This window comes from Segeticoccus sp., from assembly GCF_035708005.1.
This window is the reverse complement of record NZ_DASSTI010000184.1, coordinates 1-22,831: the sequence shown is the minus strand read 5'-3', so window position 1 is coordinate 22,831 and position 22,831 is coordinate 1. Positions and strand designations below refer to the sequence as shown.

Below are 22,831 nucleotides of genomic sequence, written 5' to 3'. Positions count from 1 at the left end.
TCAGCCGGCCTGCGCCGGGTCGAGCAGCGACTCCGGCGTCGGCGGGGTGCCGGTCGTGTCGACGACCACCCCGTCGCGCAGGAACACCACCCGGTCGGCCCAGGCAGCGTGCCGGGCCTCGTGGGTCACCAGCAGGCCGGCGGCCCCGGCGTCGCAGCGGGCGCGCAACACCTGCAGGACCGCCTCACCGGTCTGGGAGTCGAGGGCGCCGGTCGGCTCGTCCGCGAGCACCACCCGGCGGGGACCGACCAGGGCCCGGGCGATCGCGACGCGCTGCTGCTGGCCGCCGGACATGTGCTCGGGGAAGCGGTCGGCCAGGTCGGCCAGCCCGACATCGTCCAGCGACGCCACCGCCTGCTCGCGCGCGGCCCGGACCCCGAGGCCATCGAGCTCCAGCGGCAGCGCGACGTTCTCCGCCGCGGTCAGCGACGGGATGAGGTTGAGGTCCTGGAAGACGAACCCGACCTGCCGCCGGCGCAGCTGTGCCAGCCGGCCCTGGGACAGGCTGGTGGTGTCGACGCCGCCGATGAGCACGGTGCCGCCGGTCGGCCGGTCCAGCCCGCCGGCGAGGTTGAGCAGCGTGGACTTGCCCGAGCCGCTCGGGCCCATGACGGCGACGAGCTCCCCTGCGCCGACCTGCAGCGACACGTCGGTCAGCGCCTGCACCCGCGTGGCGCCGCTGCCGTGCACCCGGCTGACCTGCTGCAGCACCACCGCAGGGGTGCTCATCGCGGGCTCCCGCCGGCGTGCTCGCTCTCCTGCGGGGCAGGCGAGGGGAGGGCGGATCGGTCGGCGGCTTCCGGCATACCGGTCGTGCGGGCGGCCTGCGTGGCGCGGGCGCGCCGGGCGAGACGCGACTCCACGTGGTCCAGCCAGCGCACCTCCGCCTCGGCGGTGTAGACGAGGTTGTCGAGCACCAGCTGCCACGCGAGGTCGGCGGCCGGCTCGGCGCCGGCGGTGGCCGTGCCGGCGGGGTCACCGGCGCCGGTCGCCTTCAGCCGCGTGAGCTCCTGCAGGTGGCGCACGGTCGCGGTGCGCTGCGTCTGCACGACGGCAGCGACGTCCACGTCCCGCATCGTGACCGCGAGGGCGAGCTTGATCGCCAGCTCGTTGCGAGGGGTGGTGTCCCGGCCGACGGGGGAGCCCCACCAGCGCGCGACCTCCTCACGCCCCTGCTGCGTGAGGCGGTAGCTGATGGTGCCCTGCTCCTCGGAGGCGTCGGCCTGACCCTCGGCCTCCACCATCCCGTCACGCTCGAGCCGTGCCAGCGTCGTGTAGACCTGACCGACATTGAGCGGCCAGGTCCCGCCGGTGCGGGCCTCGAACTCGGTGCGCAACCGCGCGCCGTACATCGGCTCCTCGGCGAGGAGGGCCAACAGGCTGTGCCGGATCGGCTGACTCGGCGACACGGGACCACCACCCCTGCATACTCAGTATTGTTACTGGTGGAAAGAGGTATACCGGGTATGCCCGGCTCGGTCAAGCATCTCCGCCCAAGCTGCGGCGTGCCGCCCGAGCCGCAACCGTTGACGAGAGTGCTTCACTGGACCGCGTGAGTGCCCGGCCCCGCCTGTCGTCCGGTGACGCCGGAGCGCCGAGCGCCCAGGTGCTCGCGCGCCGGCTGCCGCGACGTCCCTTCCTGGTGTCCACCCACTGGTGGGTCGCCCTGGTGCTGCTGGCCTTCCCCGTGCTCATCGTCGCGCTGCTGCCGCGGGAGGTGCCCGGCCTGGAGCCCTCGCACCTCGTGGCCCAGGTCCTGTTGGCGACCGTGCTCACCCGGGTCTTCGTGTTCTGGGCCGCCCGGTGGTTCCGGACCAACGTCCAGGCGGTCCTCGCGCTGGTCACGCGGGACTGCCGGGTGGTCGTCGCCGCGGGGGAGGGGGTGGTCGAGGCGGTGGCCGAGCGGTTGGCCCTCGGCGAGCCCGCCCACGAACCCGGACGGCGTCCACCGCTCCTGCCGCTGCTCGGGGTGGCGGCCACCGCCGTCTTCGTGGCCGTCGGCACGGTGCTCGGCGGGCGTCCCGCCGCCTTCCTCGCCGGCATCCTGCTCGGCCTGGCGGTGAGCCTGGTCCAGATGCTGCTCCGCGTCCACCGCTCGGGCGTCTCGGGGGAGGACCGCCTCGAGCCCGTGGTCATCGTGCCAGTGCTCGCCGGGTACCGGCGGGCGACCGGGCAGCCGCTGCCCGCCCGCGGCGTGCCGGTCCAGGACCTCTACGCCTCGCTGCGGGAGCACCCCGACGTCGCGGCGCCCGTGGTCCAGCGGATCCGGGGCGAACGGCTCTTCCCCATGCTCACCGCACGGGCATCGTTCACCGAGGGCATCGCGCTCTGGCTGCCCTGAGCGACGAGCTCAGGTCGTCAGCAGGATCTTGCCGACGTGGTCGGCGTCCAGGGCCCGGTGGGCATCCGCCGCCCGGGCCAGGGGGAACGCCTCGTGGACCACCGGCCGGACTCGGCCGGACTCGACCAGCGGCCAGACGTGCTCGCGCACCGCGGCGACGATCGTGGCCTTCTCCTCCCGGGGGCGGGCCCGCAGGCTCGTCGCGATCACCGCACCCCGCTTGGCCAGGAGCTTGCCGATGTCGAGCTCCCCCTTGCGGCCCCCCTGCATCCCGATGATCACGAGTCGCCCGGAGGCGGCGAGTGCGGACACGTTGCGGTCGAGGTACGTCGCGCCCATGTTGTCCAGGATCACGTCGGCGCCGTGCCCGCCGGTCGCCGCCGAGAGCTCCTCGACGAAGTCCTGCTCCTTGTAGTTGATGAGGACCTCGGCGCCGAGCTCGCGGCAGACCTTCAGCTTCTCCGCGGTCCCCGCCGTCACCGCGACGTGCGCGCCCACCTCGCGGGCGAGCTGGATCGCCATGGTGCCGATGCCGCTGCTGCCGCCGTGGACGAGGAGGGTCTCGCCCGGCTGCAGGTTCGCGGTGAGGAACACGTTGGACCAGACGGTGCAGGCCACCTCCGGCAGCGCGGCCGCCTGCTCCAGGGACACCCCGCGCGGCACCGGGAGGAGCTGCCCGGCCGGCACGGCGACCTGCTCGGCATACCCGCCGCCGGCCAGCAGCCCGCACACCTCGTCCCCCACCGACCAGCCGTCCACGCCCGCACCGAGCTCGCGGACGGTGCCGCTCACCTCGAGGCCCGGGTACTCCGGCTCGCCCGCGGGCGGCGGGTACTTGCCGAGTCGCTGCATCACGTCCGCGCGGTTGACCCCCGCCGCCGCCACGTCGACGAGGACCTCACCGGCCGCCGGCGCGGGCATGGGGACGTCGGCCGGGACGAGGGCGTCGGGGTCGCCGGGTTCCGGAATGGTGATGGCCTTCATGGTTCGACCCTATGCCGGGCTCGCGCCAGCGCCTCCGGGGTGTCGACGTCGTGCGTGCGTTCGTCCGGCTGCGGCACTTCGAGGACCGTCAGCGCCGCCAGCAGGTGCCGGGCCGGGGCGTCCGCGGCGGGCTCGGGGACCGCGCGGCGCAGGACCAGCGTGCGGTATGCCGTGAGCAACGGCTGGCGGCGCCCCTCACCGTCCAGCGCCGTCGCCGCGTCGGCCTTCGGGTGTCGGGCGAGCTGCTCGACCAGTTCGCCCGCGGCGGGGCCGGCGAACGGCTGGTCACCCGCGAGCACCGCCACGATGCCGGTGGTCACGTGCTCGAGGCCGGCGGCGATCCCGGCGACGGGGCCGCCTCCGGGCGGCGCCTCCCGCGTCCACGCGACCGTCCGACGGGTGGGCCGTTCGACCCCGACGCACACGACCGGCCAGTTCGCCGGGAGCTCGTCGAGCAGGTGGTCGAGGACGGTGTGCTCGCCGAGGGGGAGGGCGGTCTTGTCGGTGCCGCCCATCCGGCGGGAGGTCCCGCCGCACAGGACGATCACGCCCACGTCCGCGGTGTCGGCCACGGCGGCCAGCCTAGGCTCCCCGCTCGGTCAGAAGGCCTCTTCGGGCACCTCCATGAGCGCGTTGTCGGTGGCCTCGGCGATGACGCGCTCGGCAGCCAGCTTCGGCAGCACGGTGCGCGCGAAGAACCGGGCCGCCGCGACCTTGCCCTCGTAGAAGTGCCGGTCCGCCGCCGACAGCTCGGCCTCCTCGAGCCGCCGCCCGGCGACCTCGGCCTGCCGCAGCAGCAACCATCCGACGACCAGGTCACCGGCGGCGAGCAGCAGGCGAGAGGTGTTCTGCCCGACCTTGTAGAGGTTCGCCGGCTCACCGCCGTTCCGGGCATCGGACCGCATCAGGTCCCCGACCATCGCCCCCACGATCGCCTGCACGTCGTCGAGCGCCTTGCCGAGCAGCTCGCGCTCCACGTCGAGCGACCCGTGCCCGGTCTCCTTGGCGAACTTCTGGACCTGCGCGGCAACGTGGCCGAGCGCCTGCCCCTTGTCGCGGACGATCTTGCGGAAGAAGAAGTCCAACCCCTGGATCGCCGTCGTGCCCTCGTAGAGGGTGTCGATCTTGGCGTCCCGGACGTACTGCTCGATCGGGTAGTCCTGCAGGAACCCGGACCCGCCGAACGTCTGCAGCGACTCCGTCCCGAGCAGCACCCAGGCCCGCTCCGAGCCGAGACCCTTGACGATCGGCAGCAGCAGGTCGTTGATCCGCTCCGCCATTCCGGCCGGTGAATCCGGCTCCAGCGGAACGGATCCGGTGAGGTCACCTGACTCCAGCTGGTGCTGGTCGACCACGTCCTGCTGGGTCGCGGTGAACAGGACCAGCGCACGCAACCCCTCGGCATACGCCTTCTGCAGCATCAGCGAACGGCGCACATCGGGGTGGTGGGTGATGGTGACCCGCGGCGCGGTCTTGTCGGCCTGCTGGGTCAGGTCGGCTCCCTGCACGCGCTCCTTGGCATAGGCCAGGGCGTTGAGGTAGCCGCTGGACAGGGTGGCGATCGCCTTGGTGCCCACCAGCATCCGAGCGTGTTCGATCACGCGGAACATCTGCGCGATCCCGTCGTGCACGCCACCCAGGAGGGTGCCGACCGCCGGGTCCTTCTCGCCGAACCGGAGCTCGCAGGTGGTCGAGACCTTCAGGCCCATCTTGTGCTCCACGTTGCTGACCTGGACCCCGTTGCGCCCGCGCAGCTCGCCGGTCTCGAGGTCGACGTGGTACTTCGGCACGATGAACAGCGACAGTCCCTTGGTGCCCGGTCCCGCGCCCTCGGGCCGGGCGAGCACGAAGTGGACGATGTTGTCGGTCAGGTCGTGCTCGGCCGACGTGATGAACCGCTTGACGCCGGTCAGCTGCCAGGTGCCGTCGGGCTGCTGCACCGCCTTGGTGCGGCCGGCGCCGACGTCGGACCCGGCGTCCGGTTCGGTGAGGACCATGGTCGCGCCCCAGTGGCGCTCGACCATGAGCTCGGCGAGCCGCTGCTGCTCCTCGGTGCCGAACAGGTGGAGCACCTTGGCGAAGGAGTAGCTCGCGGCATACATCGCGATCGCCGGGTTGGCGCCCAGGATGAGCTCGTTCATCGCCCAGCGCAGTGACGGCGGGACGACGGTGCCGCCGAGGTCGGCGGGCAGGTCGACGTTCCAGAAGCCGGAGTCGACGTAGGCGCGGTAGGACTTCCTGAACGCCTCCGGGAGCTCGACCGCCCCGGTCGCCGGGTCGAACGTCGGTGGCGTCCGGTCCGACTCCAGCAGGCTGGCCGCGAGGTCGGTCTCGGCCAGGTGGGCCAGGCCGTGGATCATCTCGCGCGCGGTGTCCGGGTCGACCTCCGCGTACGGTCCCGCCCCCAGGACCGCACCACGGCCGAAGACCTCGAACAGGTTGAACTCGAGGTCCCGCACGTTGCTCTGGTAGTGACCCATGTCGCGCTCCTTCGACCGTGGTCCTCGGCGTCAGCCGCAGGGTTACCGGTGGGTAACTTCCATCATGCTACTGGCCAGTAACTCGTGCAAGCGGTTCCGCCCAGAGCGATTCAGCCCACAGCGATCGTGTGCAGAAGCCGGCGCGTGGCCGGAGTGGTGCCGGTCGGGCTGGTTGGGTGGGTGCAGACGTCGGCGCGTGGCCGGGGTAGTGCCGGTCGGGCTGGTTGGGTGGGTGCAGAAGTCGGCGCGTGGCCGGGCTTGGCCCCGGCGGGAGGCTCGTCCCCGGGTCAGGAGGCGGGAGTGGCCGGCACCGCGGAGACGGTGCCGACGACCTCGACGCCGACGTGGTCGCCGACCTCGGGCACCTCGGTGCCGAGGACGCGGGCGACCACGGTCAGCCTCGGGCTGCTGTCCAGCCGGAGGCGCACGGCAGCGTCGTGGCCGTAGTAGCTGACGTCGGCCACGAGGGCGGGCACGCCCTGGCCCAGGGGTCGCAGCCGCACCTGTTCGGGACGGACCAGCACCCGGGCGGTGTCGTGGCCGTTCGGGGAGCTGAGCTGCAGCATGCCGAGCGGCGAGTCCACCCGCCCCGGCTGACCACCGGAGGTGGCTTCCACGAGGGCCGCGGCCCCCACGAACTGCGCCACGCCGGCGTCCGCGGGGGACTGGTAGACCTCACGCGGGGTGGCGACCTGGACGAGTTGGCCCTCGCGCATCACGGCGACCTGGTCGGCCAGCGACAGGGCTTCGCTCTGGTCGTGGGTGACGAGGATGGCGGTGGCCTCCGCCTCGCGGAGGGCGGTGGCGACCTGGTGGCCGGTGGCCTCGCGGAGCCCGGCGTCGAGGGAGGCGAACGGCTCGTCGAGCAGCACGACCGAGGGGTTGGGCGCCAGCGCCCGGGCGAGCGCGACCCGCTGCTGCTGGCCGCCGGAGAGCTCGTCGGGCCGGCGCGCGGCCAGCGACGGCGCGAGCCCGACCAGCCGGAGCAGGTCGGCGATCCGCGAGGACTGCCGCCGCGCGGAGTGGCGCAGCCCGAAGCCGATGTTCTCCGCCACCGTCAGGTGGGGGAAGAGCGCACCCTCCTGGGGCACGTAGCCGACCCGACGCTTCTGCGGTGGCACGGCCCGGCCCTCGCCGGCGACGACCCGGTCACCGAAGGCCACCGTCCCGCCGTCGGGGTCCAGGAAGCCGGCGATGATCCGCAGCATCGTGGTCTTGCCGCACCCGGAGGGGCCCAGCACCGCGGTGAGGGCGCGGTCGGGCACGGTGAGGTCGACACCACGCAGCACCTCGGTGCTGCCGAAGCGCTTGGTCACGCCGCGGACGGTCAGGGCGGTCACGCGGACACCTCCTCGACTCGCATCGACTGCTCCCTCCGGGCACCGGGGCCGCCGTCGCCCGTGAGGTCGGTGACGTCGGGGTCGGCACGGGGCACGGCCTGCTCGGGACGTCGGGCCTCCCGGGTGAGCAGGTAGGTCGCCGGCAGCGAGATCAGGACCATCAGGGCGGCATACGGCGCGGCGGCACCGTAGGCGAGGCTGGCCTGGTTGGCCCAGAACTGCGTGGCCAGCGTACGGGTTCCGATGGGTGCCAGGAGCAGGGTGGCGGTCAACTCGGTCGCGACCGCGAGGAAGACGAGCGCGGCGCCGGCGCCCAGCCCGGGCGCGATCAGGGGGAGCACCACGCGGCGGAAGGTCCGCAGTGGCCCCATCCCCAGGGAGCGCGACACGTCACCGAACACCGGGGGGGCCTGCAGCATGGCCGCCTTTGCGCTCACCATCGCCCGAGGCATCGAGACGATCGCGTAGGCGCCGAGCAGCACCCAGATGGTCTGGTAGACGGCGGGCAGCACGGCCAACGTGACGCTGACCAGCGCGAGCGCGACGACGATGCCCGGTAGGGCGTTGCCGAAGTAGGTGCACCGCTCCAGCAGCACCGACAGCACGGACCGGTGGCGCACGGCGAGCCAGGCGACCGGCACGGCGAGCGCGGTCGTCACCAGCGCCGCGGCGGCGCCGAGCCCGACCGAGGTCGCGCCGGTCACGAGCAGGTCGCCGACCGGGAAGGACGTGGAGGAGCCGACCACGAGCCAGTGCACCAGGCTGCCCACCGGCACGACCACCGCGAGCCCGACGACGAGCAGGACCGAGGACAGCGCCGGGAGGGTGAGCCGGCCGAGCCGGTGCGGCTCGGCGCGCCGGGCGGCGCCCCGGCCGACCCGCGCGTAGCGCCGGTGCCCCCGCAGCCGCAGCTCGGCCAGCAGTAGCACGAGGCAGCACAGCACCAGCACGCTGGCGAGCATGTTGGCGGCCGGGCCGTTGAAGCTGGACTGGTACTGGTCGTAGATGGCCGTGGTGAAGGTCGGAAAGCGCAACATCTGCAGGGCGCCGAACTCGGCGAGCAGGTGCAGCCCCACCAGCAGCGCCCCGCCGAGGATCGCCGGCCGCAGCTGCGGCAGCACCACCCGCCGGAAGGCGCCCCACGACCCCAGGCCGAGCGAGTGGGCGGTCTCCTCCAGCGCCGGGTCGAGCCCGCGCAGCGCCGCCGCCACGGGAAGGTAGACGAGGGGGTAGTAGGAGAGGGTGACGATCAGGAGGGCACCGGCATACCCCTCCACCGCGTGGGTGAGGGACACCCAGCCGTAGCTGTTGACGAAGGCCGGCACGGCGAGCGGAGCTGCCAGCAGGACGTTCCAGATCCGGCGACCGGGCAGGGTGGTCCGCTCGACGAGCCAGGCGGCGCCCGTGCCGATGACGATGCTCAGCAGCATCGAGCCGACGACGAGCGCCACCGTGTGCTCGAGGAGCATGCCGACGCGCGCCCGCAGCACCAGCCGGCTCGCCTCGCCCCAGCCGATGCTGACGGTGTAGCTGGCGACGAAGAACAGCGGGATGAGGGCGAGCAGCACCACCAGGACCGAGATCCCGATGAGGACCGGCGGGTAGCGGCCGGTGCCCGGGGTTGGCAGCCGCCAGCGGCGCCGGGAGCCGGCGCCGCTGGGTCTCGTGGTGGTCGCGCTCATCTGCAGTGGTCGCCTTCTAGAGCTAGAGCAGCCCGGCCTGCTGCATGAGCGAGATGACCTTCGGCCCGTTCAGGGTCGAGGGGTCGATCTTCGGCGCGTCGAGGGAGGACATCGGCTTCAGGGCGGGGTTCGGCTTCGCCTTGGGGTTGAGGGGGTACTCGAACGTGCCGCTGTCGGCGAGGCGCTGCTGGCCGGCCTGGGAGGTCACGTAGTCGACGAACTCCTGTGCCTCCTTCTGCTGGTCGCTCGACTTCAGCACGCCGATGCCGGACACGGAGACGAAGGCGCCGGGGTCCTGGTGGCCGAAGTACTCGAGCTTGACGTTGTTGCTGTTGGCGCCGGACTCGGCCTGGTCGCCGTACCAGTAGTAGTGGTAGATGATCCCGGCGTCGATCTGCCCGTCGTTGACCGCCTGCATCACCGCGGTGTTGCCGTCGTAGACCTTGCCGTTCTCCTTCAGCCCCTTCAGCCACTGCGCGGTGGCCTGCTCACCCTTGAGGTGGAGCACGGCGCTCACGATGGCCTGGAAGTCGGCGCCCGCGGGGGAGAAGCCGATCCGGCCCTTCCACTTCGGCTTGGCCAGGTCCATGATCGAGTGCGGCAGGTCCGCCGCCGAGAGCTTCTTGTTGTAGGCGAGGACCGTGGAGCGCGCGGCGAAGCCGACCCACTTGTGGTCGCTGGGCACGTAGCGCGCCGGGATGTTCTGCAGCGCCGTGGCGTTCACCGTGGCGAGGAGCCCCTTGCTGGCCACGAGGTCCATCGACGGCGAGTTCTCGGTGAGGAAGACGTCCGCGGGGGACTGCTTGCCCTCCTGCAGGAGCTGGTTGGCCATCTCCGAGTCCTCGCCGTTGCGCATCTGCACCTTGATGCCGGTCTTCTTGGTGAAGCCGTCGGCGAGCGCCTGGGTCAGTGCCTCGTGCTGGGCGTTGTACAGCGTCAGGGGTTGTCCGCTGCCCGCATCGCTTCCGGAGCTGCTGCCGCTCGCGGCACTGCTTCCACCTCCGCAGCCGGCGGCGGTCAGGGCGACGGCCACTCCGGTGGCGACCAGGGCCAGACGTGCTCGTGCGCTCACAGCGCGGGGCTCCCTTCACTGAGGAATCACTTACTAAGGCGAGGCTTACCTTACAGTTCCGCCGGGAGGGAGCAAACCCGGGTGGCGCACCCGGATCGGCTCGCGTCGGGCACCTGCTGCCCCCGCCACCGGTTCCGCAGGCGCACGGCATACCCCTCCTACGGTGAGGACATGCCCACGATGCGCGGAACGACGGACGAGCTGCTCGAGGTGCGGGTGACCGCGGGGTCCGGGGAGGAGGCGCGGCGGCTGGCCGACCTGCTGGTCGACGAGCGCCTCGCGGCCTGCGTGCAGCTGGTGGAGATCACCTCCTGCTACCGCTGGCAGGGGGCGGTCGAGCACGAGCCGGAGGTGCTGCTGCTCGCCAAGAGCGCGCGGTCGGTGTTCGACCGGCTCTGCCGGCGGGTGCGCGCGGAGCACTCCTACGACACCCCGGAGGTCCTGGCCGTTCCCGTGGCCGCCGCCGACGAGCGGTATGCCGAGTGGTTGCGCGGGTGCCTGCGTCCTTGACCGGCTCCGGTCAGCTCGCGCCCTCCGCCGCCTCCTCCCCGAGGGTGTTGCGCACCGACGCGTCGGCGGTCGCGACGTCGCGCGGGTAGGTGTGCAGGGCGATCGCGACGATCCCTCCGGCGGCGATGAGCACGACGAGGAAGACCAGGAAGGTGTAGGACAGCGCCTGCCCGGACCCGTGGGAGGTGCTGGCGCCGACCCTCACCGAGCCGCCGAACCAGTTGTCCGAGACCCAGCCGAAGGTGAGTGGCGCGGCCGCGTCGAGCAGGCCGCGCAGGGTGGTGCGCACGCCCTCGGAGCGGCCCCACAGGTGGGGGTGGATGATGTCGAGCCGCGCCGCGTCCTGTGGCGGGTTGGCCGCGCCGAGCAGGCCGGCGCCCACGGTCAGCAGCGGCACCGCGATCCAGAGGTTGGTCACCCAGAAGGCGGGCGCGAGGAACGGCGAGATCGCGAACAGCACGACGACCGGCACCACGACGCGCGCCGCCACGACGCCCCGGGCCATGAGCCGGTCGGCGAAACGGCCGCCGACGTACACGCCGGCCAGCGCCCCCAGCCCGATGATGAGGATGAGGCTCGAGGCGACGGTCTTGGACACGCTGTAGTGGCCCTGGGCGAAGATCACCGCGAAGGTGCGCAGGCCGGAGAAGTAGAAGTAGCCCAGGGCCGAGGCGACGATGACCACGACGTCGGTGCGCACCCGCAGGACGTAGCCGACCGCCCACCACAGGCTCTTCTTCGCGGGGTCCTCGGTGAGGATCTGGGCGCGGTAGGGCTCGATGTCGCTGCGCTGGTGCACCGCGCCGGCGACGTCGCGGCTCTCGGCCTGCTCGGCTGCCTCCTCCTCCGCGCCGTCCGGTACCGGGGCGTCGGCGACCTCGCTGACGTCCCGGATGTCGGCCTGCCCCGGCTGCAACCGGCTCTGCCCGCCCCGCGCCGGCTCGGCCAGCCGAAACATGAGGAGCGCCAGGATGGCACTGGGGATCACGAGCCACCAGAACCCCCACCGCCAGCCGACGTGGGCGGTCAGGTAGCCCGACACGACGAACCCGAAGCCGGTGCCCAGCAACTCACCGCCGAGGATGAAGCCGTACATCCGGGCCCGCGCGACGGCCGGGAAGAAGTCACCGGTCAGCGACGCCACCGTCGGCCCCGCGGTCGCGGTCACCGCTCCGAGCGCGACGCGTGACAGCAGCATCCAGTCGTAGGACTGCGCGGCGCCGCTGACCAACATGGCCAGCGACCACAGCACGATGCTGCTGCCGAGCAGCCAGGTGCGGCGCACCCGGTCGGTCAGTGCGCCGACCGGCAGCGTGGCGACCGCGCCGACGAGGGTGGAGGCCGTGACGAGCAGGCCGAACTCGGTGTTGCCGACCCCGAAGGCCTGCTCGAGGTTGTTCGCGGCGCTCGAGACGGTGCCCTTGTCGGCGCCGTCGAGCGCGAGGACCCCGGCCAGCAGCGCCACGACGCGGAAGCGGGCCGGGCCGCCGACCTCGCCCACCAGCCAGTCGCGGCGGCGCCGCACCCACTCGCGTGGGGTGCTGACCGCGCCGGCCAGCGAGTCGAGGTGCGGCACAAGGTGCTCCGTTACGTGAACCGGCCCGCGATGAAGTGCGCCAAGGGGCGCGTCGAGGGTGGTACCCGGAGCGTCACACGGTGAAACGAGGGGAGGGAGCGGGCGACGAGAATCGAACTCGCGTTCTCAGCTTGGGAAGCTGATGTTCTACCATTGAACTACGCCCGCACGCGTCCATGACCGGCCCGTGCGGGCCGTTCTGCACGACGCGCGGGAAGTCTAACCGACGGGCGCGCGGCGGCAAGGACCCTCCCTCGGGCTAGCCTTTCGCGCGTGCTGCTCTCCGACCGCGACATCCGCGCCCAGATCGACGGTGGCCGTGTGTGCGTCGATCCTTATGACCCGTCGATGATCCAGCCGTCGAGCATCGACGTGCGGCTCGACAAGTTCTTCCGGCTGTTCGACAACCACAAGTACCCGCACATCGACCCGGCCCAGGACCAGCCCGAGCTGACCCGCCTCGTGGAGGTGGACGCCGAGGACGGCTTCGTGCTCCACCCGGGCGAGTTCGTGCTCGGCTCCTCGCTGGAGCTGGTCACCCTGCCGGACGACCTCGCGGCCCGCGTGGAAGGCAAGTCCTCCCTGGGGCGGCTCGGCCTGCTCACCCACGCCACCGCCGGATTCGTCGACCCGGGCTTCAGCGGCCACGTCACCCTGGAGCTGTCCAACGTCGCGACCCTGCCGATCATGCTGTGGCCCGGCATGAAGATCGGCCAGCTCTGCTTCTTCCAGCTGTCCAGCCCGGCGGAGAACCCCTACGGCAGCGCGAAGTACGGCTCGCACTACCAGGACCAGCGGGGCCCGACCGCCAGCCGCTCGTTCCAGAACTTCCACCGCAGCCCGGTCTGAACCCGCCGCGGATGAGCGGCGCACAGCTGACCTCGGTCACGGCCCCGGCCGGTGCCCGCGGCGTCGTGCTCGTGCTGCACGGCGGGGCGGAGGACAGCCGGGCCCCGGTGCCCGGGTGGGGGCCGGCCGTGCTGCGGATGGTGCCCGTGGCCCGCGACCTCGCCCGCCGCTCGCGCGGCCAGCTGGTCGTGGCCCGGCTGCGCTTCGCCGTGCGCGGCTGGAACGGTGCGGACCGCGCGCCGGTGGGTGACACGGTGGCTGCGCTCACCGAGCTCACCCGGCGCCACCCCGGCCTGCCCGTCGCCCTGGTCGGGCACTCCATGGGTGGTCGCGCCGCCGTCCATGCGGCCGGCGCCGAGGGGGTGCGCTGCGTGGTCGCCCTCGCCCCGTGGCTGACCGGCGAGGACCCGGTCGCCCAGCTCGACGGGCGTCGCCTGCTCATCGCCCACGGCACGGCGGACCGCATCACCTCCGCCGGGGAGAGCCGGCGGTATGCCGACCGCGCCCGTGCCGCGGGGGTGGAGGTCACCTATGCCGTCGTCGAGGGAGGCGAGCACACCATGCTGTGGCGCGCGCCTCGCTGGCACCGGCTCACCACCGACTTCGTGCTCGAGTCCCTCCTGCCCGGCTGCGCCTGACCCCGGCGGTGGCCGGGCCGAGCCGGTCACGCACGGTCACCGCCTCACCACGAGGCACGCACGGGGCGGCAACAGGCTGGGATGCGTCAGCCGGAGCGGTTAGGTTGAACCTCATGATCCGGTTCGACGGCGTCACCAAGCGCTACCCGGACGGAACGGTCGCGGTCGACGACCTCACGTTGGAGGCCCCGACCGGGCAGATCACGGTGCTGGTCGGCCCCTCGGGGTGCGGCAAGACGACCAGCCTGCGCATGGTCAACCGGATGATCGAGCCCACCGGCGGCCGGATCCTGCTCGACGACCAGGACAACGCCTCGATGGATGCCGCCGCGCTGCGGCGGGGGATCGGCTACGTCATCCAGCACGGTGGCCTGTTCCCGCACAAGCGCGTCATCGACAACGTCGCCACCGTTCCCCTGCTGCTGGGCTGGTCGAAGGCGCGGGCCCGGTCGCGGGCCCGGGAGGTGCTCGAGCTGGTCGGCCTGCCGGGTCACCTCGCCGAGCGCTACCCCGCCCAGCTCTCCGGCGGCCAGCAGCAGCGCGTCGGGGTGGCCCGGGCGCTCGCGGCCGACCCGCCGGTGATGCTCATGGACGAGCCGTTCAGCGCGGTGGACCCCGTGGTCCGCGAGCAGCTCCAGGACGAGTTCCTGCGCCTGCAGGACGACCTCGACAAGACGATCCTGTTCGTCACCCACGACATCGACGAGGCGATCAAGCTCGGTGACCAGGTGGCCGTCCTGCGCGTCGGGGGACGGCTCGCCCAGCTGAGCGAGCCGGCATACCTGCTCGCCCACCCGGCCGACGACTTCGTGGCGGACTTCGTCGGACGCGACCGCGGCTACCGCGGACTGAGCTTCCAGCAGACCCCGCCGCTGCGGCTGCGTCCCGAACCCACCACGCAGCTGGGCACCTACCCGGCGCAAGCGCGCGAGGCGACGCGGGACCCGTGGCTGCTGGTCGTGGACGAGGAGCGGCGACCGCTGGGCTGGGTCGAGCCTGACCGGCTGCTCACCGAGATCACCCCCGAGATGCTGCACCGCGGTGGCACGCTGGCGCGCGAGGACGGGCCGTTGCGGGCGGCCCTCGACGCCGCCCTGTCCTCCCCGAGCCGGCGCGGGGTGGTCGTCGACGGTGACGGCCGGCTGCTCGGCACCGTCCGGGCCCACGAGGTGCTGACCGCCATCGAGGAGACCGAGCGCCCCGAGGCCGAGCACGTCGAGGGGCTGGCCGACATCGCGGACGTCGCAGGGAGCAGCGGCGCGTGAGCTGGTTCCTCGACCACACCGACGACGTGCTGTCCTACGGGCTGCAGCACATCTACCTCGCGGGGCTGCCGCTGCTGCTCGGCCTGGTGATCTCGCTGCCGATCGGCTGGCTGGCCCGGCGCTACCGGCTGCTCTACCCACCGCTGATCGCCGGCAGCGGGCTGCTGTTCACCATCCCCTCGCTGGCGCTGTTCATCCTGCTGCCGGGCATCCTCGGGCGCAGCATCCTGGACCCGGTCAACGTCATCGTCGCCATGACGATCTACACCGTGGCGCTGCTCGTGCGCACCGTCGCCGACGGGCTCGGCGCGGTGCCCGACGACGTCAACCAGGCCGCCACCGCCATGGGCTACACGCGGGTGTCCCGGTTCTTCCGGGTGGAGCTTCCCTTGGCCGTGCCGGTGATCTCGGCCGGGCTGCGGGTCGCGGCCGTCAGCAACGTGAGCATCGTCAGCGTCGCCTCGCTCATCGGGGTCTCCCAGCTCGGCCTCTTCCTCACCGACGGCTATGCCCGCAGCTTCGGCACCGAGCTCGTCGTCGGCATCGTGTCCTGCATCGTCCTGGCGCTGCTGTTCGACCTGGTCATCCAGCTGGCCACCCGGCTGCTCACCCCCTGGCAGCGGGTGGCGGCCGCATGATCCAAGGCATCGTCGCCTGGTTCGGCGACCCGGCGAACTGGTCCGGTCCCTCCGGCGTCCCCCAGCGGGTGCTGGAGCACCTGGAGTACACCGGCATCACCCTCGTCATCGCGGCGGCGATCGCCATCCCGCTGGGCCTGCTCGTCGGGCACACCGGCCGGGTCCGTAGCGCGGTGTCGGTGGCCAACTCCCTGCGGGCCGTGCCCAGCCTGGGCCTGCTGTTCGCCATCGCGCTGTGGCTGGGCCCGTTCATCCACGGCGGCCTGGCCTTCAGCGTCCCGAGCATCATCGTCCTGGTGCTGCTGGCCATCCCGCCGATCCTGTCCGGCACCTACTCGGGGGTGGACAGCGTCGACCCCGCCGCTCGCGACGCCGCGATCGGCATGGGGATGCGCGGCCGGCAGGTGCTGGGTCGGGTGGAGCTGCCGATCGCGCTGCCGCTGCTGCTGTCCGGGCTGCGCAGCGCCGCCCTGCAGGTGATCGCCACGGCCACGATCGCCGCGGCGGTGGGTCTCGGTGGCCTGGGCCGCTACCTCATCGACGGACTGGCCAACCGGGACTACAACGCGATGGCCAGCGGCGCGATCGTCGTCGCCGTGCTCGCACTGCTCGTCGACCTGCTGTTCGCGGGCGTCGAACGGCTGGTGGTCTCGCCCGGGCTCACCGGCCGGGTCGAGCGGCCCCGTCGCCGGCGCGGCGACGGCGCGGCGGTGGAGACCGCCCCGGACGGTCGCGCGATCGCCACTCCGGGAGCCGCCGACACACCGTGAACGTGCGCGGTGGACCCGGCCCCGCAACGATGAACCGAGCCGTAACGATGAACCCCCGACCCGCTTTGCACTCCAGCACCGGACAAGGAGCCCAGCAGATGAAGAGCACGCGCACTCCCGCGAGCGTCCTGACCGTCACGGCCTGCGCGGCAGCGCTCACCCTCGCTGCCTGTGGTGGTGGAGGCGGCAGCAACAGCCCGCTGGCCACGAGCAGCAGCACCGGCAACGCCGCTGGGGGCGGCTCCGGCAGCGCCAGCGGGGGCGGCGGCGGGCAGGGCATCGTCGTCGGCTCGGCCAACTTCCCCGAGAGCCAGCTGATCGGCGCCATCTACGCGGGAGCGCTCAAGGCCCAGGGGGTCAAGGTCTCGCAGAAGCCGAACATCGGCAGCCGCGAGATCTACCTCGCGGCGCTCAAGGACGGCTCGATCGACCTGGTGCCGGAGTACACCGGCGCCCTCGCGCTCTACTACGACCAGAACGCCAAGATCGACAACTCCCAAGCCGTCTACAACCGCCTCAAGAAGCTCATCCCGGCCCGGCTGGAGATCCTCAACCGGTCGGCGGCCGAGGACAAGGACTCGATCTCCGTCACCGCGGCGACGGCCAAGAAGCTGCACCTGAAGACGATCGCCGACCTCAAGGGCAAGGCTCGCAACCTCACCCTCGGCGCCCCACCGGAGTTCAAGCAGCGTCCCCAGGGCATCCCCGGCCTGCAGAAGGACTACGGCGTGGTCTTCGGCAGCTTCCGGCCGCTGACCGGCGCCGCCCTGTCCAACGCGCTGAAGAACGGGCAGATCGACGCGGCGAACATCTTCACCACGGACCCCTCGATCGTGGTGGACCACTTCGTCGTGCTCAAGGACCCGAAGGGACTGTTCGGCGTGCAGAACGTCGTGCCGCTCATCGTCAAGAGCGACGTCACCCCGACGGTGAAGAACGCGCTCAACGCCGTGTCGGCCAAGCTGGACACCCGGACCCTGACCAAGCTCAACAAGCAGGTCCAGGTCGACCACCAGGACGTGAACGCGGTCGCGCAGCAGTTCCTCAAGGCGAACGGCCTCGACAAGCCCAGCTGATCCCGCCGAAGCACTGTTGCTGAAGTTGCCGTGCTCGGGGCGACCGCGGATCTTCAGCAACAGCGGTGGCGCCTGGTCGGCCGAAAAAACCTATTGTGAGTGAGCGCTCACTCACTTATCCTCACCGGGTGACCACTGCTTCCTCGTCCACGCGGGCCGTGGCGCTCCCGCGTGAGGAGCGCCGGGAGGCGCTCATCCGGGCGACCCTGCCGCTGCTGCGGCAGCACGGTCGGCAGGTGAGCACCCGCCAGATCGCCGAGGCCGCCGGCGTCGCCGAGGGCACGATCTTCCGCGCCTTCGACTCCAAGGAGGAGCTCGTCGACGCGGCGCTGCGGGCCGCCTTCCGGCCCACCGGGCTGATCGAGCGGGTCGACCAGATCGACCCGACCCTGCCCCTGCGCGAGCGACTGGTCGAGCTCGTCGGGGTGATCCAGGACCGCTTCGTCGGCATCTTCTCGCTCATGGCGGCCGTGGGGATGATCCGCCCGCCGGATGACGCGGTCGACTGCGACGAAGCCCTCACCGCGGCGACACCGTCGTGGCAGCAGCGCCTCGGCGAGCGCATGGTCGCCCTCGTCGAGCCCGACCGCGACCGGCTGCGCGTACCGCCTGCCGAGGTGGTCCGGCTGCTGCGCCTGCTCACCTTCTCCGGCAGCCACGCGGAGATCGCCGACCACCACCTGCTCACGCCGGCGCAGATCGTCGACGTGGTTCTCTACGGAACGACTCGGGGAGACGAATAGTGCTGTTCCGCCTGCTCAAGCAACACCTCCGCCCGTATGCCGGGTGGCTGGGTGCCGTGGTCGTGCTCCAGCTGGTGGGGACGATCGCCTCGCTCTACCTGCCCAGCCTCAACGCCGACATCATCGACAACGGGATCGCCAAGGGGGACACCGGCTACATCGTCCACACCGGGGGGTGGATGCTCGGCGTGAGCCTGCTGCAGATCGGGTGCTCGATCGTCGCGGTCTACTTCGGCGCCAAGACGGCCATGAGCTTCGGCCGTGACCTGCGCGGCGCGTTGTTCGCCCGCGTGGGCACCTTCTCCGCCCGGGAGGTCAACCAGTTCGGGGCGCCGTCGCTGATCACCCGCAACACCAACGACGTGCAGCAGGTGCAGATGCTCGTCCTGATGACCTGCACGATGCTCGTGGCGGCGCCGATCATGTGCGTCGGCGGCATCATTATGGCGCTGCGCGAGGACGTCGGCCTGTCCTGGCTGATGCTCGTGGCGGTGCCGCTGCTGCTGGTGTCCATCGGGCTCATCGTGCGACGCATGGTCCCCGGCTTCCGCCGCATGCAGCAGCGGATCGACGTGGTCAACCGGGTGCTGCGCGAGCAGATCACCGGCATCCGGGTGGTGCGCGCGTTCGTGCGTGAGCGCTACGAGACCGACCGCTTCGACGCCGCCAACGCCGAGCTGACCGACACCGCGATCGGCGTCGGCCGGCTGATGGTGCTGATCTTCCCCACGGTCATGCTCATCCTCAACGCCTCCAGCGTGGCGGTGCTGTGGTTCGGCGGGCACCGGGTCGACACGGGCCAGATGGAGATCGGCTCGCTGACCGCCTTCCTCGCCTACATGATGCAGATCCTCATCTCGGTGATGATGGCGACCTTCATGGCGATCATGTTCCCGCGCGCGGCGGTGTGCGCCGACCGGATCGGCGAGGTGCTGACCACCGAGTCCTCGGTCCGTCCGCCGCAGGCCCCGGTGCGGGACCTCGCGGCGCGCGGCGAGCTCGAGCTGCGCGGGGTGGCCTTCGCCTACCCCGGCGCCGCGGCACCGGTCCTGCAGGACATCTCCTTCACCGCCCGGCCGGGCCAGACCACCGCGATCATCGGCAGCACCGGTGCGGGCAAGACCACCCTGGTCTCGCTGGTGCCCCGCCTGTTCGATGCCACCGCGGGGCAGGTGCTGGTCGACGAGGTCGACGTGCGCGACCTGGCCCCGGAGGACCTGTGGCAGCGCATCGGCCTGGTCCCGCAGAAGCCGTACCTGTTCAGCGGCACGGTGGCGACCAACCTGCGCTACGGCAACCCGGATGCGACGGACGAGGAGCTGTGGGAGGCCCTGGAGATCGCCCAAGCGCGGGACTTCGTGGAGGCCATGCCCGAGCAGCTCGAGTCGCCGATCGCCCAGGGCGGCACCAACGTCTCCGGTGGTCAGCGGCAGCGGCTGTGCATCGCGCGGGCGCTGGTCGCCCGGCCCGAGATCTTCCTGTTCGACGACTCCTTCTCCGCGCTGGACCTGTCCACCGACGCCCGGTTGCGGGCAGCGCTGCGGCCGCACACGGCGCGGTCCACCGTCGTCATCGTCGCGCAGCGCGTGTCGACGATCACCGACGCCGACCAGATCCTCGTGCTCGAGGACGGCCGGATCGTGGGCCGCGGGCGACACGAGGACCTGCTGGAGACCTGCCCGACGTATGTCGAGATCGTGCAGTCCCAGCTGAGCGTCGAGGCGGCCGCGTGAGCCCCGTGGGTCGGCGCACCGGACGCGCCCCGCGGGAGCAGGTCACGCCGCAGGAGGCGGCCGGCACCGCGGCACCGCCCACCGAGGGCCAGCAACCCGGCGGACCGGAGCCGACGTCACCGCGCCGGCTGCCGCCGGCCGGTGCCGGCGCCCGCCGGGGACCGATGGGCGGCATGGGGATGCCGGCCGAGAAGTCCATGAACTTCGGCCCCTCGGCCAAGCGGCTCATCGGGCGGCTCCGGCCGGAGCGCGCCCGGGTGCTCACCGTCGTCCTGCTGGCGATCGCCAGCGTCGGCTTCACCGTCATCGGTCCGAAGATCCTGGGCCGGGCCACCGACGAGATCTTCTCCGGTGTCATCGGCCGCCAGCTCCCCTCCGGCGTCAGCAAGGCCCAGGTGATCCAGGGCCTGCGGGCACGCGGGCAGGGCACGTTCGCGGACATGCTCAGCGGGATGCACGTCATACCGGGTCAGGGGATCGACTTCGGTGCCCTCGGCCGGATCCTGCTGCTCGCCGTCGGCCTCTACGTCGTCGCCTCGATCTTCGGGTGGCTCCAGGGCTACCTGCTCAACGACGCCGTCCAGCGGACGGTGCAGCGGCTGCGCAGCGACGTCGAGGGCAAGCTGAACCGGCTGCCGCTGCAGTACTTCGACCGCCAGCCGCGCGGTGAGCTGCTGAGCCGGGTCACGAACGACATCGACAACATCCAGCAGAGCCTGCAGCAGACGATGAGCCAGCTGCTCACCTCCCTACTCACGGTGATCGGCGTCCTGGTGATGATGTTCTGGATCTCGCCGCTGCTGGCGGTCATCGCCCTGGTGGCGGTGCCGGTCTCGATCGTGGTCACCCAGCAGATCGCCAAGCGCTCGCAGAAGCTGTTCATCGCGCAGTGGACCCACACCGGCACGCTCAACGCCCAGGTCGAGGAGGCCTACACCGGCCACGAGCTGGTCAAGGTCTTCGGGCGGCAGCGCGAGGTCGAGGCGTCGTTCAACGCCAAGAACGAGGAGCTGTTCAAGGCCAGCTTCGGCGCGCAGTTCGTCAGTGGGCTGATCATGCCCGCCATGATGTTCATCGGGAACATCAGCTATGTCTTCGTCGCCGTGGTCGGCGGCCTGCGCGTCGCGCACGGCGCGATGACCCTGGGTGACGTGCAGGCGTTCATCCAGTACTCCCGCCAGTTCACCCAGCCGCTGACCCAGGTCGCCTCGATGGCGAACCTGCTGCAGTCCGGGGTCGCCTCGGCCGAGCGGGTCTTCGACCTGCTCGACGCCGACGAGCAGGTCCCCGACTCCCGTGACGCGGTCCCGGTGCGCGAGGGGCGACGTCTCAGGAGCCCCGCGGTGGTACAGCCGCACGGGCGGGTGGAGTTCGAGCACGTCTCGTTCCGCTACGAGGCCGACTCCCCGCTGATCGAGGACCTGTCGCTGGTCGCGGAGCCGGGCAACACGGTGGCGATCGTCGGACCGACCGGCGCGGGCAAGACCACGCTGGTCAACCTCGTCATGCGCTTCTACGAGGTCAACTCCGGCCGGATCACCCTCGACGGCATCGACATCACCGACCTGACCCGCCACGACCTGCGCTCGCAGATCGGCATGGTGCTGCAGGACGCGTGGCTGTTCGGCGGGACGATCCGCGACAACATCGCCTACGGCCGGCCGGACGCGACCGAGGAGGAGATCCTCGCCGCGGCCACGGCGACCTACGTCGACCGGTTCGTCCGCTCGCTGCCCGACGGCTACGACACGGTGATCGACGAGGAGGGCAGCAACGTCAGTGCGGGGGAGAAGCAACTGATCACCATCGCGCGAGCCTTCCTCGCCGACCCGTCGCTGCTGATCCTCGACGAGGCGACGAGCTCGGTGGACACCCGCACCGAGGCGCTGGTCCAGCACGCGATGGCGGCGCTGCGCACCGACCGCACCAGCTTCGTCATCGCCCACCGGCTCTCCACGATCCGGGACGCCGACCTGATCCTCGTCATGGAGTCGGGGGCGATCGTCGAACAGGGCACCCACGAGGAGCTGCTCGCCGTCGAAGGGGCCTACCACCGGCTCTACTCGGCGCAGTTCGCCGGTGCGGCGGCCGACGTCGACCTCGAGGAGGAGGTCGAGGCCGCGAGCGCCGCCCCCGTCGGCCGCTGACCCACGCCCGACCCCCACACCTGGCCCCACGCCCGACCGGTGGGGTGTTGACCGATGCCGCCGGGGGGAGCACACTCTCGACTGGTCTAGCCCAGATCCGTCGAGGGGACTGCGCCATGCGTCTGCCCAAGCTGTCCACCCGCTTCGTCACCCTGCTCGCGGCCGTCCCGCTGCTCGGCCTGGGGATGGCGGCGCCGGCCACCGCCTTGGGCTCGCCGCCCGGCTCGGCTCCCGCCCCACGGTCGGCGCCCGAGTCCTCCGCGGCACTCGGGGCGCCGGCACTGCCACCCGTCGACGTGCCACCGGTCTACCCGGTGCCGCAGCAGCTGCACTCCTCCGGCAAGCCGGTGCGCGTCGGCAAGCACGTCACCGTGGTGGCGACCGGCCAGAGCGACGAGGCCGCCGTCGCGGCCGTCCGCGCGGCCCTGAAGGCGGCCGGCGCCGAGGACGTCTCGGTCGTGGACAGTGCCGAGCAGGTCCCGCCGCAGGACACCGCGATCTACGTCGGGGGGCCGGACACCGTCCCGGGCGTCGGGGACGTCCTCCGCTCGCTCGGCGTCGCCGACGCCGCCAAGCTGCCCGCCGAGGGTTACGTGCTGGCCACCGGCAGGACCGGCGGCCGCGCCAGCGTCGTCCTCGACGGGCACGACGCGACCGGCACGTTCTACGCCGCGCAGACCCTGCGCCAGCTGCTGGTGGGCACCGGGCCCCAGACCGAGGTGCCCGGCATCGAGGTCCGCGACTGGCCGGCATACCCCTTGCGCGGAGTCATCGAGGGCTTCTACGGCACGCCGTGGTCGCACGACGAGCGGCTCGACCTGATCCGCTTCTGTGCCGACGAGGGCTTCGACACCTGGGTACACGCGCCGAAGGACGACCCCTACCACCGCGCGAAGTGGGACGAGCCGTACCCCGACGACGAGCTCGCGCGGCTCGGCGAGCTCGCCGCCGAGGCGCGGCGGGTCGACGTCGAGTTCGCTTACGCGA

Annotated in this window: 21 protein-coding genes and 1 tRNA gene; 12 read left to right on the top strand and 10 right to left on the bottom strand. The window is 72.0% G+C overall.

Going from position 1 to position 22,831, the window contains the following annotated elements:
• Together VFL99_RS17620 and VFL99_RS17615 are read right to left on the bottom strand one after the other, a co-directional pair.
• On the bottom strand, nucleotides 1-729 hold the full coding sequence (locus tag VFL99_RS17620; RefSeq protein ID WP_325107672.1) for an ABC transporter ATP-binding protein: 729 nt from the start codon (nucleotides 727-729) through the stop codon (nucleotides 1-3).
• On the bottom strand, nucleotides 726-1,409 hold the full coding sequence (locus VFL99_RS17615) for a PadR family transcriptional regulator (RefSeq protein ID WP_325107671.1): 684 nt from the start codon (nucleotides 1,407-1,409) through the stop codon (nucleotides 726-728). The genes VFL99_RS17620 and VFL99_RS17615 overlap by 4 nt, the downstream gene beginning before the upstream one ends.
• Nucleotides 1,410-1,552: 143 nt before the next feature.
• On the opposite strand from VFL99_RS17615, the gene VFL99_RS17610 reads away from it, so the two are divergent.
• The gene (locus VFL99_RS17610; RefSeq protein WP_325107670.1) at nucleotides 1,553-2,341 is read left to right on the top strand and encodes a hypothetical protein; all 789 of its coding nucleotides are present in this window, start codon (nucleotides 1,553-1,555) and stop codon (nucleotides 2,339-2,341) included.
• A gap of 9 nt (nucleotides 2,342-2,350) precedes the next feature.
• Here the strand turns inward: VFL99_RS17610 and VFL99_RS17605 are convergent, their stop codons facing one another.
• The 6 genes from VFL99_RS17605 to VFL99_RS17580 form a co-directional block, all read right to left on the bottom strand.
• Complete coding sequence (locus tag VFL99_RS17605; protein WP_325107669.1) at nucleotides 2,351-3,325, bottom strand: NAD(P)H-quinone oxidoreductase; 975 nt, start codon at nucleotides 3,323-3,325, stop codon at nucleotides 2,351-2,353.
• Entirely contained in the window at nucleotides 3,322-3,897 is a 576-nt protein-coding gene (gene mobA / locus VFL99_RS17600) for a molybdenum cofactor guanylyltransferase (protein WP_325107668.1), read from the bottom strand. The genes VFL99_RS17605 and mobA overlap by 4 nt, the downstream gene beginning before the upstream one ends.
• Nucleotides 3,898-3,924: 27 nt before the next feature.
• Nucleotides 3,925-5,805 (bottom strand): acyl-CoA dehydrogenase, encoded by a 1,881-nt coding sequence (locus tag VFL99_RS17595; RefSeq protein ID WP_325107667.1) that lies wholly within the window; start codon nucleotides 5,803-5,805, stop codon nucleotides 3,925-3,927.
• Between the two features lie 287 nt (nucleotides 5,806-6,092).
• Nucleotides 6,093-7,145: an ABC transporter ATP-binding protein gene (locus VFL99_RS17590; RefSeq protein ID WP_325107665.1), complete on the bottom strand. Its 1,053-nt coding sequence runs from the start codon at nucleotides 7,143-7,145 to the stop codon at nucleotides 6,093-6,095.
• Nucleotides 7,142-8,827 carry an ABC transporter permease gene (locus VFL99_RS17585; protein ID WP_325107664.1) on the bottom strand — a complete coding sequence of 562 codons (1,686 nt, stop codon included), beginning with the start codon at nucleotides 8,825-8,827 and terminating at the stop codon, nucleotides 7,142-7,144. Before VFL99_RS17585 ends, VFL99_RS17590 begins: the two co-directional genes overlap by 4 nt.
• Before the next feature lie 22 nt (nucleotides 8,828-8,849).
• Nucleotides 8,850-9,899, bottom strand: coding sequence for an iron ABC transporter substrate-binding protein (locus VFL99_RS17580; protein ID WP_325107663.1), 1,050 nt, complete (start codon nucleotides 9,897-9,899; stop codon nucleotides 8,850-8,852).
• Between the two features lie 171 nt (nucleotides 9,900-10,070).
• On the opposite strand from VFL99_RS17580, the gene cutA reads away from it, so the two are divergent.
• Nucleotides 10,071-10,409 carry a divalent-cation tolerance protein CutA gene (gene cutA / locus VFL99_RS17575; RefSeq protein WP_325107662.1) on the top strand — a complete coding sequence of 113 codons (339 nt, stop codon included), beginning with the start codon at nucleotides 10,071-10,073 and terminating at the stop codon, nucleotides 10,407-10,409.
• Nucleotides 10,410-10,419: 10 nt separating this feature from the next.
• On the opposite strand, the gene VFL99_RS17570 is transcribed toward cutA, so the two are convergent.
• Both VFL99_RS17570 and VFL99_RS17565 read right to left on the bottom strand, forming a co-directional pair.
• Complete coding sequence (locus tag VFL99_RS17570; protein ID WP_325107661.1) at nucleotides 10,420-11,985, bottom strand: MFS transporter; 1,566 nt, start codon at nucleotides 11,983-11,985, stop codon at nucleotides 10,420-10,422.
• Between the two features lie 97 nt (nucleotides 11,986-12,082).
• Nucleotides 12,083-12,153, bottom strand: a tRNA-Gly gene (locus VFL99_RS17565).
• Between the two features lie 105 nt (nucleotides 12,154-12,258).
• On the opposite strand from VFL99_RS17565, the gene dcd reads away from it, so the two are divergent.
• From dcd to VFL99_RS17515, 10 genes are all read left to right on the top strand, one after another.
• Nucleotides 12,259-12,834, top strand: a complete 576-nt coding sequence (gene dcd, locus VFL99_RS17560; RefSeq protein ID WP_325107660.1) for a dCTP deaminase — start codon at nucleotides 12,259-12,261, stop codon at nucleotides 12,832-12,834.
• 11 nt (nucleotides 12,835-12,845) lie between these two features.
• Complete coding sequence (locus tag VFL99_RS17555; protein ID WP_325107659.1) at nucleotides 12,846-13,472, top strand: alpha/beta hydrolase; 627 nt, start codon at nucleotides 12,846-12,848, stop codon at nucleotides 13,470-13,472.
• Between the two features lie 113 nt (nucleotides 13,473-13,585).
• Nucleotides 13,586-14,737 (top strand): ABC transporter ATP-binding protein, encoded by a 1,152-nt coding sequence (locus VFL99_RS17550; RefSeq protein WP_325107658.1) that lies wholly within the window; start codon nucleotides 13,586-13,588, stop codon nucleotides 14,735-14,737.
• Nucleotides 14,734-15,375, top strand: a complete 642-nt coding sequence (locus tag VFL99_RS17545) for an ABC transporter permease (protein ID WP_325107657.1) — start codon at nucleotides 14,734-14,736, stop codon at nucleotides 15,373-15,375. Before VFL99_RS17550 ends, VFL99_RS17545 begins: the two co-directional genes overlap by 4 nt.
• A complete protein-coding gene (locus tag VFL99_RS17540; RefSeq protein WP_325107656.1) occupies nucleotides 15,372-16,145 on the top strand; it encodes an ABC transporter permease in 774 nt (257 codons plus the stop codon). The genes VFL99_RS17545 and VFL99_RS17540 overlap by 4 nt, the downstream gene beginning before the upstream one ends.
• Before the next feature lie 98 nt (nucleotides 16,146-16,243).
• Nucleotides 16,244-17,221 carry an ABC transporter substrate-binding protein gene (locus VFL99_RS17535; protein WP_325107655.1) on the top strand — a complete coding sequence of 326 codons (978 nt, stop codon included), beginning with the start codon at nucleotides 16,244-16,246 and terminating at the stop codon, nucleotides 17,219-17,221.
• Between the two features lie 128 nt (nucleotides 17,222-17,349).
• The gene (locus VFL99_RS17530) at nucleotides 17,350-17,964 is read left to right on the top strand and encodes a TetR/AcrR family transcriptional regulator (protein ID WP_325107654.1); all 615 of its coding nucleotides are present in this window, start codon (nucleotides 17,350-17,352) and stop codon (nucleotides 17,962-17,964) included.
• The gene (locus VFL99_RS17525; protein WP_325107653.1) at nucleotides 17,964-19,697 is read left to right on the top strand and encodes an ABC transporter ATP-binding protein; all 1,734 of its coding nucleotides are present in this window, start codon (nucleotides 17,964-17,966) and stop codon (nucleotides 19,695-19,697) included. Before VFL99_RS17530 ends, VFL99_RS17525 begins: the two co-directional genes overlap by 1 nt.
• 164 nt (nucleotides 19,698-19,861) lie before the next feature.
• Nucleotides 19,862-21,844 carry an ABC transporter ATP-binding protein gene (locus tag VFL99_RS17520; protein ID WP_325107682.1) on the top strand — a complete coding sequence of 661 codons (1,983 nt, stop codon included), beginning with the start codon at nucleotides 19,862-19,864 and terminating at the stop codon, nucleotides 21,842-21,844.
• Between the two features lie 116 nt (nucleotides 21,845-21,960).
• On the top strand, nucleotides 21,961-22,831 hold an 871-nt coding region (locus tag VFL99_RS17515), incomplete at its 3' end, for a beta-N-acetylglucosaminidase domain-containing protein (RefSeq protein WP_325107652.1).

What these genes read in the sequence shown, in the direction of transcription:
- VFL99_RS17555 (WP_325107659.1), top strand. Translation starts at nt 12,846, where the DNA reads ATGAGCGGCGCACAGCTGACCTCGGTCACGGCCCCGGCCGGTGCCCGC.
- VFL99_RS17550 (WP_325107658.1), top strand. Translation starts at nt 13,586, where the DNA reads ATGATCCGGTTCGACGGCGTCACCAAGCGCTACCCGGACGGAACGGTC.
- VFL99_RS17520 (WP_325107682.1), top strand. Translation starts at nt 19,862, where the DNA reads ATGGGCGGCATGGGGATGCCGGCCGAGAAGTCCATGAACTTCGGCCCC.
- VFL99_RS17595 (WP_325107667.1), bottom strand. Translation starts at nt 5,805, where the DNA reads ATGGGTCACTACCAGAGCAACGTGCGGGACCTCGAGTTCAACCTGTTC.
- VFL99_RS17620 (WP_325107672.1), bottom strand. Translation starts at nt 729, where the DNA reads ATGAGCACCCCTGCGGTGGTGCTGCAGCAGGTCAGCCGGGTGCACGGC.
- VFL99_RS17585 (WP_325107664.1), bottom strand. Translation starts at nt 8,827, where the DNA reads ATGAGCGCGACCACCACGAGACCCAGCGGCGCCGGCTCCCGGCGCCGC.
- VFL99_RS17605 (WP_325107669.1), bottom strand. Translation starts at nt 3,325, where the DNA reads ATGAAGGCCATCACCATTCCGGAACCCGGCGACCCCGACGCCCTCGTC.
- cutA (WP_325107662.1), top strand. Translation starts at nt 10,071, where the DNA reads ATGCCCACGATGCGCGGAACGACGGACGAGCTGCTCGAGGTGCGGGTG.
- VFL99_RS17535 (WP_325107655.1), top strand. Translation starts at nt 16,244, where the DNA reads ATGAAGAGCACGCGCACTCCCGCGAGCGTCCTGACCGTCACGGCCTGC.
- VFL99_RS17540 (WP_325107656.1), top strand. Translation starts at nt 15,372, where the DNA reads ATGATCCAAGGCATCGTCGCCTGGTTCGGCGACCCGGCGAACTGGTCC.